The 16,350-nt window shown below is 37.8% G+C and carries 14 protein-coding genes; 6 read left to right on the forward strand and 8 right to left on the reverse strand.

Annotated elements, in window-relative coordinates:
* The first annotated feature begins 13 nt into the window (after positions 1 to 13).
* Genes EHR07_RS10485 through EHR07_RS10505 form a run of 5 tightly spaced genes read left to right on the forward strand, consistent with a single transcriptional unit; the run spans position 14 to position 6,431 of the window.
* On the forward strand, positions 14 to 1,228 hold the full coding sequence (locus EHR07_RS10485) for an aspartate kinase (RefSeq protein ID WP_135745038.1): 1,215 nt from the start codon (positions 14 to 16) through the stop codon (positions 1,226 to 1,228).
* Between the two features lie 12 nt (positions 1,229 to 1,240).
* The gene (locus EHR07_RS10490) at positions 1,241 to 2,293 is read left to right on the forward strand and encodes a putative peptidyl-prolyl cis-trans isomerase (protein ID WP_135745039.1); all 1,053 of its coding nucleotides are present in this window, start codon (positions 1,241 to 1,243) and stop codon (positions 2,291 to 2,293) included.
* Positions 2,293 to 3,843, forward strand: a complete 1,551-nt coding sequence (locus EHR07_RS10495; RefSeq protein ID WP_135745040.1) for a spiro-SPASM protein — start codon at positions 2,293 to 2,295, stop codon at positions 3,841 to 3,843. The genes EHR07_RS10490 and EHR07_RS10495 overlap by 1 nt, the downstream gene beginning before the upstream one ends.
* A complete protein-coding gene (locus EHR07_RS10500; RefSeq protein ID WP_135745041.1) occupies positions 3,818 to 5,428 on the forward strand; it encodes a cytidylyltransferase domain-containing protein in 1,611 nt (536 codons plus the stop codon). The genes EHR07_RS10495 and EHR07_RS10500 overlap by 26 nt, the downstream gene beginning before the upstream one ends.
* Positions 5,418 to 6,431, forward strand: coding sequence for a tetratricopeptide repeat protein (locus tag EHR07_RS10505; protein ID WP_135745042.1), 1,014 nt, complete (start codon positions 5,418 to 5,420; stop codon positions 6,429 to 6,431). The genes EHR07_RS10500 and EHR07_RS10505 overlap by 11 nt, the downstream gene beginning before the upstream one ends.
* Here the strand turns inward: EHR07_RS10505 and EHR07_RS10510 are convergent, their stop codons facing one another.
* Genes EHR07_RS10510 through EHR07_RS10520 form a run of 3 tightly spaced genes read right to left on the reverse strand, consistent with a single transcriptional unit; the run spans position 6,432 to position 8,802 of the window.
* Positions 6,432 to 7,103 (reverse strand): response regulator transcription factor, encoded by a 672-nt coding sequence (locus EHR07_RS10510; RefSeq protein WP_002977218.1) that lies wholly within the window; start codon positions 7,101 to 7,103, stop codon positions 6,432 to 6,434.
* Between the two features lie 11 nt (positions 7,104 to 7,114).
* On the reverse strand, positions 7,115 to 8,512 hold the full coding sequence (locus EHR07_RS10515; RefSeq protein ID WP_135745043.1) for an NAD(P)(+) transhydrogenase (Re/Si-specific) subunit beta: 1,398 nt from the start codon (positions 8,510 to 8,512) through the stop codon (positions 7,115 to 7,117).
* The gene (locus EHR07_RS10520) at positions 8,512 to 8,802 is read right to left on the reverse strand and encodes an NAD(P) transhydrogenase subunit alpha part 2 (protein WP_035983036.1); all 291 of its coding nucleotides are present in this window, start codon (positions 8,800 to 8,802) and stop codon (positions 8,512 to 8,514) included. The genes EHR07_RS10515 and EHR07_RS10520 overlap by 1 nt, the downstream gene beginning before the upstream one ends.
* A 339-nt stretch (positions 8,803 to 9,141) precedes the next feature.
* Here EHR07_RS10520 and EHR07_RS10525 point away from each other — a divergent pair, with 339 nt between their 5' ends.
* On the forward strand, positions 9,142 to 10,857 hold the full coding sequence (locus EHR07_RS10525; RefSeq protein ID WP_135745044.1) for a hypothetical protein: 1,716 nt from the start codon (positions 9,142 to 9,144) through the stop codon (positions 10,855 to 10,857).
* Between the two features lie 35 nt (positions 10,858 to 10,892).
* Here the strand turns inward: EHR07_RS10525 and EHR07_RS10530 are convergent, their stop codons facing one another.
* The 5 genes from EHR07_RS10530 to purF form a co-directional block, all read right to left on the reverse strand.
* Entirely contained in the window at positions 10,893 to 12,302 is a 1,410-nt protein-coding gene (locus tag EHR07_RS10530) for an SBBP repeat-containing protein (RefSeq protein WP_208739759.1), read from the reverse strand.
* 21 nt (positions 12,303 to 12,323) lie between these two features.
* The gene (locus tag EHR07_RS10535; protein ID WP_238734798.1) at positions 12,324 to 13,631 is read right to left on the reverse strand and encodes an SBBP repeat-containing protein; all 1,308 of its coding nucleotides are present in this window, start codon (positions 13,629 to 13,631) and stop codon (positions 12,324 to 12,326) included.
* Between the two features lie 124 nt (positions 13,632 to 13,755).
* The gene (gene queC / locus EHR07_RS10540) at positions 13,756 to 14,511 is read right to left on the reverse strand and encodes a 7-cyano-7-deazaguanine synthase QueC (protein WP_135745046.1); all 756 of its coding nucleotides are present in this window, start codon (positions 14,509 to 14,511) and stop codon (positions 13,756 to 13,758) included.
* Positions 14,512 to 14,886 carry a 6-carboxytetrahydropterin synthase QueD gene (gene queD, locus EHR07_RS10545; RefSeq protein ID WP_135745047.1) on the reverse strand — a complete coding sequence of 125 codons (375 nt, stop codon included), beginning with the start codon at positions 14,884 to 14,886 and terminating at the stop codon, positions 14,512 to 14,514.
* Positions 14,886 to 16,313, reverse strand: a complete 1,428-nt coding sequence (purF, locus tag EHR07_RS10550; protein ID WP_135745048.1) for an amidophosphoribosyltransferase — start codon at positions 16,311 to 16,313, stop codon at positions 14,886 to 14,888. Before purF ends, queD begins: the two co-directional genes overlap by 1 nt.
* Positions 16,314 to 16,350: the final 37 nt, after the last annotated feature.

Genomic DNA, 16,350 nt, shown 5'->3' on the forward strand with positions numbered 1-16,350 from the left:
TGTCCATATACCCATGTCATCGAAAATCGTTGTCCAAAAATACGGTGGAACCTCCGTTGGTGACACCACCAAAATCCAAAATGTGGCCAAACGTATCAAACGTTACCACGACGAAGGCCAAAAAGTAGCCGTTGTAGTTTCTGCAATGGGACATACTACTGACGAACTTGTCGATTTGGCTGACCAAATTTCTAAAAATCCTCCTAAACGAGAAATGGACATGTTGCTTTCGACAGGGGAACAAGTGTCGATCGCACTTCTTGCCATTGCTCTGAATGAACTCGGAGTTCCAGCTCAATCCTTTACTGGTTCCCAATTAAAAATCTTAACGGATGGAAACTTCTCGAACGGTAAGATCGAAATGATTGATCGATCTCGTATCGATGAAGCCTTTAACAAAGGTAAGGTGGTCATTGTTGCTGGTTTCCAAGGAATCGATAAAGACGAAAACATTGTCACCTTGGGACGTGGAGGAAGTGATACTTCAGCCGTAGCTCTTGCTGCTGCGCTTGGTGCTGATGAATGTGAAATTTATACGGACGTTGATGGTGTTTACACTGCCGATCCAAGAAAAATTCCGACTGCAAAGATGCACAAACAAATCACTTACGAAGAAATGTTGGAGCTGGCAAGCCTTGGTGCTGGAGTCCTTCACTCTCGAAGTGTAGAATTAGGTATGAACTATAACGTGGTGATCCACGTAAGATCCAGTTTCCACGACAAACCGGGAACTTTAGTGATGAGTGAGGACAAAATTATGGAAAAAATGAAAGTGAGTGGAGTGACTGCCAAAGGTGACCAAGCTCGAGTGACCATTGCCGATGTAAAAGACAAACCTGGAATTGCTGCAGAGTTATTCACTCAATTGTCGAATAAAGATGTAATTGTGGATGTGATTGTTCAATCTTCTCCTAGAGATGGAATCAATACCATTTCCTTTACCATTGCCAAAAAAGACATTTCTGCTGCGAAACCAATCATTGATGCCTATGCAAAAGATCATGGAAATGGAAAAGCTGAAATCGATGAAAACATTTCCATCGTATCGGCAGTTGGTGTGGGAATGAAATCTCATGTAGGTGTGGCAGCGAAGATGTTCCAATCCCTTGCGGAAAAAAACATCAATATTGAAATGATCTCTACTTCAGAGATTAAAATTTCTTGTGTCATCAAACAAAACCAAGCGGAAGACGCAGTAAAGGCTTTACACACTACGTTCATCGGATAATTTTACGACCGTATGCAAAAAGGATCACGAATGGCTCGAGTTTTCGTTTTGTTTTTTGCATCGGTTTTTGTCTTTAGCCTTCTTTTTACCCCTCTCATCAGTTTAAGTTCTTACGAATCTCTAAATTCCGTTTTAGCCATTGTTGGCCCAAGATCCATTTCTAGTTTGGATTATGAAGAAGGAGTCGAACGTTATAAAAACCTATCTCGTTTTTTTCCCAACTATCGCAAAAAAGGATCTCTACATTCTCAAGTTATCGATTTTCTTATTGATAGAGCTGTCGTAGATAATGTTGCAGATGAGGAATCCGTTCAGGTAAACGAAAAACGAATCGAAGCTGAAATTCAAAAAAGAATGGAAGCACAAGGAATCACTGACTTAGAACAATTTAAGAAATCAGTTCAAGCCCAATTTAACTTACCGTACGAAGTTTGGTTAGAAGATTTACCTTACCAAATCAAAAAAGGACAACTCTTACAAATTAAAGTTAGTCCTCCCTTACCTTCGGAACAAGAAGTTCAATCATGGTATAACAAAAACAAGGCGAAGGTTGGTTCGGAATTCAAATTCCGCGAGATTGTTTTTTCACCAGCCAACTCTTCCATCGATGAAGAATCAAGAGTGTTCAATGAACTTACAGAAATACGAAATAAATCTTTAAAAGATCCTTCCTTTTTTAAGTTAGTTGCCTCAGGTCCCAGAAATGAATCTAGATACCGATTGAATGGGGGACTTGTCAATTGGGTTCCCACTTTTGAATTGTATAAATCGCAACCAACTACGGCTTCCGTATTGGCGCAAGTTGGTGGTCAGGGAAAAATTTCTGAAGTGTTCCGAGATGATCGCAAAAGATACTGTTTGGTTTTTGTTGAAGGAATGAGACCTACTCCTCTTGATGCTGTTAGAAAAGGAATTCAAGGATTTTTATTTCGAGAAAAAGAACAAACTTCCTTTGAAGAATGGGTTTCCAATACACGAAAAAATACTTCTATCTCCATCTTTGATCCCATTTATATCAAAGAACATAACATCAATAATCCGGAAGAAAAATACAATACAGATTGATGATGAATAAAAAGGAATATAATCCAAGTTTTGCGGCTGTTTACTTAGAACCTAAGTCCATTCAATTTTTAGATCAGAATTTTAAAATAGAATTGTGGGAAGAGTTTTTAAATCGCCTCTTACAAGTTTTCCCTGAAATTCCAGTTCATATCAATTCCAACCCCTCACTTTCTGAAAAATTAAATTCTACTTCCTTAAAAAAAGGGATCATAGTTCACGAAGATGTTTCCAAGGAATATGATTTTCTCCTCAAATTAGGAAAACTTTTACCAGAGTCAAAGTTTAAAGATCCAGATTGGGATGAGGTTTGTTTTCTATATTTCACAGGGATTTCTCCCTTACTGGATATTCACCTAACAGAAACAGCTTGGAACCGTCACAAAAACTTTTTTAGTCAGTATTCTTATTCAGAAAACTTACCGCCAGGGCTCACACCCACAATCATGACTCGTGAATTCCTGACTTCTTTACCGGACACACTAACCACCGACATCCATTCGTTTTTTCTAAAGAATATCAACCAATACGATGTTGATATTTTTTACAAAGCACCTGACCTTCGCCAACTTCGTTTAGATTTTCGATTGGCATCCATTCGTTCTTTAACTCTCATCCAAGGTTTGTTACCTATGGGAGAAAGTTTATCATACGACAATCTGCTTACCAAATTAAAAGAAAATCCGCAGATATTTCGCAGTGCCCCTTCTTATTTGGAATGGGAAATTTACAAAGGTTGTGAACTTAAGTGTACATTCTGTCCGCGTGAGTTCGTCGACTTAGCCAATGATAGAAGTTTTGTTTCTTTAGAAGATGTAAAATCAACTATTACCAAATTAAATACAGAACTGACTTCCCCGATTACCATCAGCCTTTCTGGAAATGGAGAGCCTCTCCTCCATCCTGATTTTAAAAATGTTGTTACAGAAATTTTAAAATTAAATTTACTGAATGAACTGATTATCGAAACAGCACTCTACACAAATACAGACTCATTGTTGTCGCTTATAGAAGGTTTAAGTCCTTACGATAAAGAAAAACTTTGTGTCATCGTCAATGTAACCACTTTAAAACCAGAGGTTTATAAATCCTTATATGGAAAACCAGAACTGGAAAAAGTACTAGATACGGTTGATTTACTTACGAAAGCCCTTCCCAACAAATCATTACATGTGCAGATGATCAAGATGAAGGAAGTGGAAGAAGAGATTGATCCGTATTTTACCTTCTTTGAGAAAAAAGGAATCAATGTGATTCTACAAAAATACAATACATTTGCAAACAAACTCTCGGAACGTCGAGTCAGTGATCTCACTCCGATTCATAGAGATTTTTGTTGGCATTTGGTGCGAGATTTATCTCTTTCCGTAGATGGTACGGTTTCCATCTGCAAACAAAACCAAACGGAAGTGGTTGGAAATTTATATAACGAAACTCTCGGCGATGTTTGGCAAAAAGGATTGGATTTTTTTAAACATAGCTTTCATGGTGAACACGATAAAATTCCTGCCCCTTGTTTGAATTGTGATGAGTGGTATACTTTCAACGCTTGATTGTTTTGCCTTTATTCAGGCAAGACTAGGTTCCACACGGTTTCCAAAAAAAATTTTAAAGTCCATCCCAGAAGGATCCAATACTTCGGTTCTTTGTCATATCCACAATCGGCTTTCTACCATCTTCCCAAATGAACAGATTGTTTTTTTGGTTCCTGAAGGGGATACAGAACTCATTGCATTTCTAAATAAAAAACATTACCAATACTTTGTTGGATCAGAAACTGATGTTCGAGATAGATTTCGCAAAGCATGTCTTCATTTCCAAGCCAAACATATATTTCGCCTAACAGGAGATAATCCCTTCATTGATTTAGAATCTATACGTTATTTATACGAAGCGATCACCTATATTTCTGATCGTTATTATAGTCTATCGATGGTTGGATTACCATTGGGAATGGGTGTAGAATGTTTTTCTGCGAATTCTCTATTGTTTGATTTGGATGGTTATGCACCCGAACGACATACAGAACATGTTTCTCTTCATATAAAAGAACATCCAGAAATCCATAAACAATTTCGTTTGTCGGCCCCACATCTCAATCAGTTCACAGATATCAATCCAAGTTCTCTTCGAATCACTGTTGATGAATCCAAAGATTATGAACTGGTTTGTTCCTTGTGGGAAAAGTTAGGCACGAAAGATCCTTTCTTTGGTGCCAAAGAAGTGATCCAACTGGCAAATGACCAACCAGAAGTTTTTTTGGTGAACGCTTCTGTCGAACAAGTTACTTTTTCTTTACCAAAAACTAATCGAGAGTCCAAACCAGTGCGGATTGTCTACGGAGAACCTTCTCTCTTTGGAAGTGGACACTCGGAACGATGTAAATCTTTGTCTGTATTTTTGGAGATGAATGGATATGATCTAATACTAGCTGACAAACCAGATCTCCAATCCAAACATCTACCCCAGATTCTTGATATCAGAGAAAATGAATTTCCCTTAAACCATTTGTTTTATATCGATAATCTCCATCATTTGCCAACCGAAGCCAATTCTAGTTTTTTTCTCCCAAATCCAGTGGCCCCAATCAAACAGGGAGACCCTATCTCGTATTTTAGTTCCCCACTTTCTGAATGGGATTGGAACCAATCCACCATCCCTGGACGAATTCTTGTTTATGCAGGTAATTTAGGAAAAGAAGAATCAGAACAAATTGATAGGTATGTATTACAATTTCTAAATTCCAATGTTTACTCCGAAAAAACTAACATAAGTTCGGTGATCCGTATAGGAGGAACACCTCCCATAAACAAGGAAGTGCAGTATATCCAACGAGTTTCTTATATTGAATTTTTAAAACAAATTCAAAGATCTGAAGTTGTTCTTACCTACTTTGGCCAAACCATGATGGAATCTCTATCCAATGGTAAAAAAGTTTGTTTGTTAGGAATCACGCCAGTACATGAATCTTTGGGTAAATTTGCAGAAAAAGAATTAGGAATTCCTTACTTAGGATCTTTTTTTGAATTAAATGAAAACAATCAATTTCCCAAAGTTTTTCCTCATACAAAATTAAAATTAGTTCGCGATGCTCACTTAAAAATTTTGAAATGGTTAGAATCTATTTATGAAAGCTAAAATACAAATTCTATTCGTCTGTTTTATTCTTTTACTATTCTCAAATCCATTATTGACTCAAACAGAAGATAAAGAATCTATCGAAATCAACGCAAAAATTGAACTCGAAAAAGTAAGTCGTAATATCATTAATGCACTACGTTATGGAAAATTTCTTTTAGCGGATACTGAATGGAAAAAAATTCAATCCGATGTTTATAAGTCCTATCCTGAATATGATTATTTAAATGGAAGTTTGTTATACTCGAGAATGGAATGGCAAGAGGCAAAAGAAAGCCTAAACAAAGCTCTCAAAAAAGAACCAAACCATGAAGCAGCAAGTTTTTTACTCGGTATGATTTATGCGCAGGAAGATAGTTGGGCCGAAGCAAAAGATACTTGGATGGAAACCAATCAAATTTCTCCATACAATCCATTTTATCATTACAACTTAGGTCTTGCCTACTTTATTTTAAAAGATTACAACAATGCCATTGTATCCTTAAACAAATCTTTAGAATACAAAGCTAACTATAATGAAGCAAAACTCATTTTAGCTAAAACCTATTTAGAACTAAATGAAACAGAAAAAGCCAAAATGGAACTTTCCACCATTTTGGAACAGGATCCCAAACATATCCAAGCTTCTCATTTAATGGGCCGCGTTGTATATTTACTCGAAAAAGATCCGAAAAAATCTCTCACTTATTTAAAAAACCAAAGAGTCCTCGGATGGAGAGAAAAAAAGATATATGCACGATGTTACTTTGAAATTCGTAAGTGGAAAGATGCGGAAAACCTACTTCGACCAATCGCCTACTCACCGTTTGCCGATGAATATGACCAAAGTTTTTATTTAAACTTACTTTTGAATTTAGGATATGATGAAAGAGCAAATGACTTCTTTCATTTCATCCAAAAACAATCGCAAAACGAATCAAAAATTGCAGAAGCGTACAGAATGTTACTCTCTTCCCGTGAGGGAAAAGATTTATTGTATCACTATTTTAAACTTAGATATTGATTAAGAAACGACGATATCCGTTTTGGCTTGTGTGTATTTCCATTCCACAGCCACACGAATTAGTTTTTCGTTTTCTGTAATGCTGAGTTTGGATTTAATACGAGAACGTAAAGTTTCAATGGTAGAAGGAGCAAGACCCATATTGGCTGCAATTTCTTTGACCGGCATCCCTTCTCCAATCATAAGAAACACTTCCAATTCTCGGTTGGACAATCTGTCGATGGGATCTTTTTCGTCTTTTTGGGAAGCTCTGTATAAATGTCCAAGCAGCCTCGTGGCTTGGGAAGAACTTACAAAATAATCTCCCTTTAGCACAGTGTGAATGGCTTCTACGATTTGTGTGGTGGTGTCTTCTTTGAAAACATAACCCATAGCGCCGAGTTTAAAGGCACGATCCACAAAGGTATCGTCCGTCAACATACTAATGATGATGACGGCGATATTTGGAAAAGTTGTTCGAAGTCGTTTGAGTAACTGCAAACCATTTTGGTTTTGTTTGAGTTGGATATCAATGAGCACCAAACTTGGTTGCAGTTTTTCTATATCATTAAATGATTTTTCAATGTTATCCGCACTCCCGATGCACTCTAAATCTTCCGATTTAGCAATTAGGTTTTGTAGTGCATCTACTACAAGAGGGTGGTCATCAACGATATAGACTTGTTTCTTCATATTTTCCGGCTCTAAGATTCTTTTAAAGCTGTGATCATCTCTTGTGTTGCTTTTTTACCATCACCAAACAACATCAAACAGTTGTCAGCAATGAAGAGTGGGTTAGGCACTCCTGCAAAACCAGGACTTAAGGAACGTTTGATCACAACAACTGTCTTAGCATTTCCAACATCCAAAATCGGCATACCAGCGATTGGTGATTTTGGATCTGTTTTTGCAAGAGGGTTTGTTACGTCATTGGCCCCATTGACTATCACAACATCAACATTTTCGAAAGTACTATTGATCTCGTCCATCTCTTTCAATCGATCATAAGGAATATCTGCTTCTGCAAGTAATACGTTCATATGACCAGGCATACGACCTGCTACTGGATGAATTGCAAAGGAAACATCGATACCACGTGCAGTTAAAAGTTGGTATAAGTCACGAACCGTATGTTGTGCTTGCGCTACAGCCATACCATACCCAGGGACAATCACTACACTTCGTGCGACATCTAACAACATTGCGACTTCTTCAGCGCTTGTTGATTTCACTTTACCTGAGTAAAAATCGCCATCATCTTTCATTTCTGTAGCGACAGCCCCGAATCCTCCGAAGAGAACATTCGTCAAACTACGATTCATCGCTTTACACATGATTTGAGTTAGAATAATTCCAGAAGCACCTACGAGTGATCCTGAAATGATGAGAACGTTATTGTTAAGAACAAATCCTGTTGCAGATGCTGCAATCCCTGAGTAAGAGTTAAGAAGAGAGATTACCACTGGCATATCAGCCCCACCAATTGGGATCACGAGGAATACCCCAAGAAGTAAACTCACTCCACTTAAAATCCAGTAAATAGATTCATCGGTTGGCTCTAAACATCCATACACACCAAGACCAACTGCTGTAAGACCAACTAAGATTTTTACAAGTTGGTCACCAGGGTAACGAACTGCTTTTTCAGTAATAAAACCTTGTAACTTACCGAAGGCGATAAAACTTCCAGAGAAGGTAATCCCACCAACGATTGCAGAAAATACGATAGAGACAATCTCTTGGTAGTTGACGGCAAAAGCATATTTAGGAATGGAAAGTTGGAGTGCTGCACCGGCAACAAAAACAGAAGCAATTCCACCAAAACCATTGAGTACGGCTACAAGTTGTGGCATGGCAGTCATCTGGATTTTAATCGCTAAAATAATTCCGATCACAGATCCAATCAGAACACCAACAAGGATCCAATCATAAGTTAAGATGGCTTGGTCAAATAGAGTTGCAACAACTGCAATGAGCATCCCTAAAGCACCGAGTAAATTTCCTCTGGTAGCGGTTTTGGGATGAGCTAATTGTTTGATTCCAACAATAAAAAGAATGGAAGCAACAAGGTAAGAAAGGTTAAGGATGCTGATTAATTCCATTATTTAGGTGCGTCCTTTTTCTTAAACATTCCGAGCATTCTGTGAGTTACAAGAAACCCACCCACTACGTTGATCGTAGCAAAAATAACAGAGAGTAAGCCCAAAATTTTGGTAATATTGCTCTCTTGGATTCCGGCTGCATAAAGTGCACCAATCAAGGTAATGCCGGAAATGGCGTTGGAACCCGACATAAGAGGGGTGTGGAGGATGGGAGGGATTTTTGTGATGATTTCAAATCCCACGAAGATCGCGAGGACGAAAATCGTGACGGCTGTAACAAATATTTCCATAAACTAGTAGTAGTAATGGAAAAAATGGCCATTTTGGAAACAAAATTTTCAGGAATTTTACCCATGTAGGGTTCTGAATTCTTAAAAGAAACAGGATTTAAGGCATTTCTCACTGGTTTCTAGGTGGAAAACGGTCACATCTGTGATAGGAAAGGTCTGACTCTAGTCTCGTTTTTGATTTTTCTTCTCTTGAATGGTGAATCATGACAAACCAATGGTAACACTCTATTCTTTCCAACTAACAGTACGTTAGTATCTGGATAAATAGCAACAAGGACAAGGTGGTGATTTGTTTTGACAAAACGAAAGGAAGCCCTACTCTCATCGGTGATTCCCCAAATGAAATTTTATTTTTTAATCTTAATCTTCCTTTTGAATTGCCAGGTAAGTTGGTATCACACCCGAGTCTCCAAAAACGAGACAAAGGAAACGCCAATTTCAGAAGCTGAAAATGTATTTGGAGAACTGGGTACTGCTTGTTTTATTTCAAGTTTCAAGTTCCAAGGTCTGGAAACTACTGGGGATTCCGCGCTAAAGTTAAATCCTATCATCGATACACAAATCATAGAAAACATTCGAACCAATTTAAAATTAAAAAACACCAATACAAAACATATCAAACATATATATGGTGTTCCAAAATCCTGGCCTTATTTGAAAGAATTGAAATCCTTTCGTAAAATTAAAACCTTCGATCGTTTTAAAGAAATTCAAAATCTTTCGATGGAACCTCAATATAAAAAAACATTAATTAAATATGCCGAAATAGCGGATGCAGATACATATTTTTTTACTGACGAAGATATTTTAACTAGTTTTTTAGAATTTGAAAACTGCGACACATATTATCAGTTAAATTATACTAAAAAGGAAAAAGATAATTATAACGTTGTTTTATTTTTAATTACTCTCGGAATTCTTCCAACTGCAAATTACGAAAATCATTATTTCACTGTTTATAAACGAAAAGCCTTTGATTTGAAACGGGAGACTATTGCGTATAAGTTCGGATACAGAAGGCTAATCAGTTGGTTACTCTTACCAACGTTTAATTTTTTTAACGATGTAGAAAACTATAACAAAGATTATCGTTTTGTCGATCATGCGAAAGACCAATTTTTATCTGCGATCGAAAACAAATATAGCCAACCTTTACCAATCAAACATTTGAATCCTGTATATGGTGATATCATAGGAAGTATGTATTCTTCTGATTCCGATCTTTTTAAAACACAAATTCCAGTTGATACAAGATTTGCTGTGGTTCGTGATGGCAAACAAAATGTTAGTTTCTATGATCCCATCCACGGTCTTTACAAAATTCAGGCAATCAATACAAATACAAAAATTAATTCTGATATCATTACTGAAGGCTTTGAAAAAACATTAAAATCTTTTATCACAACAAATCTTGTAGATAAGGTTAAGAAAAATTATCCAAAGTCAACGATCCTACATGAAATGTACACACCCGACTACCGAGATGGGACTTATACTTTTATTTTAGAAATTGCAAAACCAGAACCTGGAATCGATGAGTTTAAAAAAGAGTATTTTGTTTTTTCTTGTTTTAAATCGCAAAGCCAAATCTACATTTTATCTAGAAGTTTGCCAAACGATACAAGTAGCGCCAACTTATATCAATTAGCGGAATCTAACATTTTAGATTTTTATTCACAAATATCGTTTCAATCTAAATACATCGAACCAAAACCTATCGCCATAGACCTCGCAATGAACGATGAAAAGAGAAAAACCGAAACTAATGCTGAAGATGACAACTACGACGATGAAGAAGATGACGAAGAGGATAGTGAGGATGAAGAAGAATTGGTGGAAAGTGGCGGAGGCTTACAAGGAGAAATGGATTTATCAGGATTAGTTTCTATCTTAAAAGAAAGAACAAAAATTCCCAAAGGAAAATTGGATATTAAACCTGGCAGGTTTCAAATCAATCAGTCCAAATGGAATCCTCCAAAAATGAAAAGTTCTAAATTTCATATCAAACCGGGACGGACCAAAAACTTCTCAAACCCTAGAAAATGGAGGAAATAGAAAACTAAAAATAGAATCCAAACGGATTTTTGTCATTAACGATATTTCATAATAAATGCATCGTTTGTACCTTGTTTGGTTTGCCCATCAAAACTTCCATCGGTAGAACCAGATACATATAAAGTTCCAAACTTATCTGAGGAAATTCCTCTTCCATAAACAGTGGAACCACTACTTCCGGAATTTCGAATCCAAATCAAGTTTCCATTTGCATCATATTTTGAGAGGTAAGAATATTGATTTCCAATTAGACTAACACCTGGTAAATATCCATTACTACTTCCAACTGTATAAATATGAGAAGCATTATCAGCATATATTCCATAAGAAAAAGTATTACTTGATCCTCCACCACCTAACAACCGGGTCCAAATTTTTTCACCTAACACATTGTATCGAGTTAAAAATTGGACAATGGTGCCTGATTTAGATTGACCATCAATATCTGTATTTGCATCCCCTGTAATATACACAGATCCCTTTTTATCAACAGACAACGTTTTTGCACTGGTAGTCCCACCGGAGACTCCAAGGAAGCGAACCCATTGGATGATAGCATTCGTATTGATAGAAAGTAAATAGGAATTCATGGTTCCACCTGGTAACGGATTTCCTAAAAAGGTTCCGGAACCACCGACTTGGCCAGCTATTAAAATATTTTTTGAATGAGGATCATATTGCATCTGTTGTCCATATGAACTGGCACCACCATTGTCAATAAGTCTTGTCCAAATAAAATCCCCGTTACGACTGTATTTAAAGATAAACGTATTTCTTCCGCCGAGTGCCGTTTCTCCATTGATGATTTGTTCTTCAGTATTTCCTGTGATATAAACATTTCCATCAGAATCTGTAGTGACTCCCGATCCTAATGTTTCACTTCCCGTTGGGAAAATTTTTGTCCAGAGCACAATACCCGATGGATGCACTTTAAGAAGTAAACTTCCTGCTCCGGTACCCGTATAATCATTGAATGGACCTCCAGAGGAACCTACTATATACATATCCCCCCACTTATCAAAATGTGCTACTTCAGCATAAGTGGAAGCAATGATAGGACTGCCCGTCTGACGAACCCACAAAAGATTTCCGTTACTATCAAATTTAGCTATAAAGATATCATTATAAGTTCCAGGAGATATTTTTGTTTGGCCAGCCAGTGAACCAGTTGTTGTTCCAACTACATACACGTTTCCAGATCGATCGGTAGCAGTGGACTGCGAAGCTGTTAAGACACTACCTGTTGCTCCTAAAAATTTTGTCCATTCTTTGATCCCTTGGTTGTCTTGAGGAACTTCAATACAGTCAATATCCTCTAATAAACATCGCAAAAACACTGTCTTCCAAAAGGCATCAGTTTTCGGGTCTGATGGATTATTCAAAGACAAGGGTTTACATAACCATAAGGCCAAAATCGTTAGATATAAAAAGAATCGCAATCGCATATAGATTTCTAACTTGGGAAATTATTTATATTGAATGACAAAGGCATCTTTTGTCCCTGTTTTTATCTTACCGTCAAAGTTTCCGGTTGTCCCTCCCGTCAGAAAAATGGTTCCATAGCGATCCGAAGACAAAGCCATACCATCTAACGTTACCAAGGTGCCACCCGATAACCTTGTCCATTCCAAGTTTCTATTAAAATGGTATTTTGACAAATAAACATCTTGAGTTCCATTCAAACTCACATCGGATAAATTCCCTGTAGTCCAACCTGTTGTATACACGTTACCCGCGTTGTCAGCATAAACATCTCGAGAGATAGTTGTTGTTCCGGGACCAGCCCCTCGTAGTTTTGTCCATTCTCTATTACCGTTCACATTGTATTTTATAAGCAACTCAGCGGTTGCCCCAGAAAAAGTTTGGCCATCAATTGGTGATCCACTCAACTCACCTGTCAGATAAACGTTACCACGATGATCGGAAGAAACTCCACGCGCAAAAACACTTGTTCCAGGTTGGCCTACAATTTTTGCCCACGTATTGAAACCATCATCGCGAAATGCAGCGATAAAACTTTCCTGTGTATTTCCAATGGTTTGGCCTAAAAAAGTTCCGGGGCCAGTGGCATGACCACTCACAAAAAGTTGGTTTGAGAATCGATCGTATGTAATTTTATATCCGAAAATTAAACTTCCTGAAGTCTCAGCTAATATTCGAGTCCATAACAAATTCCCCGTTCGATCATACTTAAATAGAATCAAATTATAAATTCCAAAAGCAATTTCACCGTTAATATTTGTTAATTCAGTATGTCCGGTAACATAAATATTCCCTTGTAAATCAGATGTGACTCCTACTCCGGCAGTCACTGATCCCGAATTTCCATAAAATATTTTTGTCCAAAGTTTTTCTCCTGATGAAGAATACTTTAATAAAACTAAACCATATTCTGTTGAAGTATATTCTCCAAAAGAACCTTGGGTTAGTCCTGTCACAATAATATCACCAAAGGAATCTACATGAATCGACTGTGCATCTGAATTATAATTACTCAAAGAGCCCAATTGTCGAACCCACTGGAGGTCTCCTATTGAGTTGTATTTCGCAAGAAATAAATCCGTGTTAAAACCAGAAGATACTTTCGTTTGCCCAGGAAGTGCTCCATCCACTTTACCAGCAATATAATTGTTTCCTTCGAAATCAGTTGCAGAAGCAAAAGAATTGGTTGCAACAGACGAAGTGCCACCTAACAATCTTGTCCATTGTTTAATGCCTTTGTTTTGCTGTGTAATTTCATAACATGGAACAAGTCTATATATGCAATTCCACAATGCTGTTTCCAAGTAAGCTTTTGACTGGGAATCAGACGGATTATTGAGATTAATTAGTTTACAATGAAATGATAGGAGTAACAAAAAAAACAGTATTCGAATTTTCATAGAACCCTTTCAAAAATTATCGAATTGATAAAGCTGGGTCTAAAATTCCAGCTTCCAAAAATCCTTTAGCTCTTAAAATACAAGAATCACATTTTCCGCAAGGTTTCCCTTTGAGAGGATCATAACAAGAATGTGTTAATTGGAGTGGAGCTCCCACTTCTAAACCTAGCTCAATGATTTCCTTTTTACCCAAATGAAGGAGTGGAGTTTTGATTTGGATAGAATCACCATCCCCACTCACACCCTTTTTGGTACCTAGGTTTGCCATTTTTTGGAAGGATTCAATAAACTCTGGCCGACAATCCGGATACCCAGAATAATCAAGAGCATTGACTCCAATGTAAATCGAATCATATCCATGACCTTCTGCCAGGGACAGAGCAAAGGATAAAAATAAAATATTACGTCCAGGTACATAAGTATTTGGAATTTCTTCCTCTTTACCACTAAACAGTGATTTGGCGTTTTTTCTTACCTTGATTTTTTTCTCTGTAAGTGAACTTCCTAAAAAAAAACCAGGATCCAATTTTTGGATCACATGTTTGATTCCGAGAGTTTTGGCGATTTTTTTACTTTTGATGAGTTCAATTTTGTGTTTTTGCGAATAATCAAAAGAGAGTGCTAGTAGTGGTAATTTTTTGTTTTTGGGAAAACCAAATTCTTTGGCAGCAAAATAGAGGCAGGTTGTAGAATCAAGCCCACCTGACAGAAGTACAACGGCACCTTTTTTTTCAGACTTGGATTTGAGTGAGGAATCCTTAACGGAGACCATTTACTTTTTCGGCCCTCTGTATACACAAGAACTCGAACATGTTTCGTACAAAGTGATTTTATCTAGCAGTGGAAGTTTTGGTTTTAGTTGGTTCCAAAGCCATACTGCAATATTTTCGCTCGTGGGATTTTCAAGTCCTGGCACATCATTCAAAACATAATGATCCAAATGTTCGTCTAAGATTGGTTTTACGATGGATTTTAGTTCTCCAAAGTCCATAATCCAACCGGTATGTGGATCAATTTCACCTTTTAGATAAACAGCAAAACGAAAGCTATGACCGTGCATTCTTTTGCACTTATGGCCTTCAGGAACATTTGGTAAAAAATGTGCGGCTTCAAAACCAAAGGTTTTGGAAAGTTCAAGCTCTTCCATCACTCTTCCGTCGCATATTCAGTAAATAATGACTTTTGATTTCCCGCATGGTCTTGGAATTCGACAGGGTAATTGGATGTAAAACAAGCATCACAAAACCCACCACCTTTATGTCCTTCCACCGCCTTATGCATTGTATCTAACGTTAGATAGGCGAGAGAATCCACACGAAGGTATTTTTGAATTTCTTCAATGGTATGAGTGGACGCAATGAGTTCTTTATGGGTAGGAATATCAATTCCATAATAACAAGGAGCTACCGTAGGTGGAGCTGAAACACGGAAATGAATTTCTTTGGCACCAGCGTTTCGAATCATTTTGATGATTTTACGGCTTGTGGTTCCGCGCATCACCGAGTCATCAATGATGACTACTCGTTTACCATTCACCACTTCTTTCACTACATTGTATTTGATTTTGGCTCCAAAGTCGCGAATCTTTTGGTCCGGTTCAATGAAGGTTCTACCAATATAATGAGAACGAATGAGTCCACTTTGGTAAGGAATCCCTGACTCTTCACTATAACCAAGTGCTGCAATGTTTGCAGAATCGGGCACAGGAATGATCACATCAGCTTCCACAGGCATAACACGTGCCAGCTGACGACCGAGAGATTTTCTTACTTTGTAAACTGATTCTTCAAAAATATAAGAATCTGGTCTTGCGAAGTAGATATATTCAAAAATACAAAGACTTGGTTTTGCTTTTGGGAATGGGTAAAGAGACCTCATTCCTGTATGATCGATGACAACCATTTCCCCTGGTTCCACATCTCTTACATATTCGGTATCAGTAATATCGAAAGCACAAGTTTCAGAAGCAAATACAATGGCTCCGTCCGAGCGTTTTCCCATGACAAGGGGCCTAAATCCATTCGGGTCTCGCACGGCGATTAAGTATCTGGGAGTTAAAACTAATAAGGAATAAGCTCCGCGAACCTGAGCCAGTGACTCACACAGGGCTTCCAGAAGATCTGTTTTATGGCTTTTTGCCATAAGGTGGACGATAACCTCGGAATCAATCGTAGTTTGGAAGATGGACCCGTCTCTCTCCAGGCGATTGCGAATGTCCCAAGAGTTGACTAGGTTTCCATTGTGGGCAAGAGCCACAGGACCTAAGTGAGATTCCACGCGGATGGGCTGGGCATTTCTAAGAAAACTTGCTCCCGTTGTGGAATACCGGTTGTGACCAATGGCCGCATCCCCTATGAGCTCTTTGATCTTCGGTTGGGTGAAGATATTTGCCACAAGGCCCATATTGGCATACCGGTATAGGTGGGAACCATCAGTTGTGACGATCCCACTGGACTCCTGGCCACGGTGTTGCATCGAGTACAAACCTAGGTAGGTAAAATTAGCAGCTTCCTTGCTATTGTAGATGCCGTATATGGCACATTCTTCTTTTGGTTTGTCAGATTGGAGAATCATTGTTAGAATGACAATTGCAGTATTTCCAAAATCCCAA

The organism is Leptospira bandrabouensis, assembly GCF_004770905.1.
Lineage (GTDB): Bacteria > Spirochaetota > Leptospiria > Leptospirales > Leptospiraceae > Leptospira_A > Leptospira_A bandrabouensis.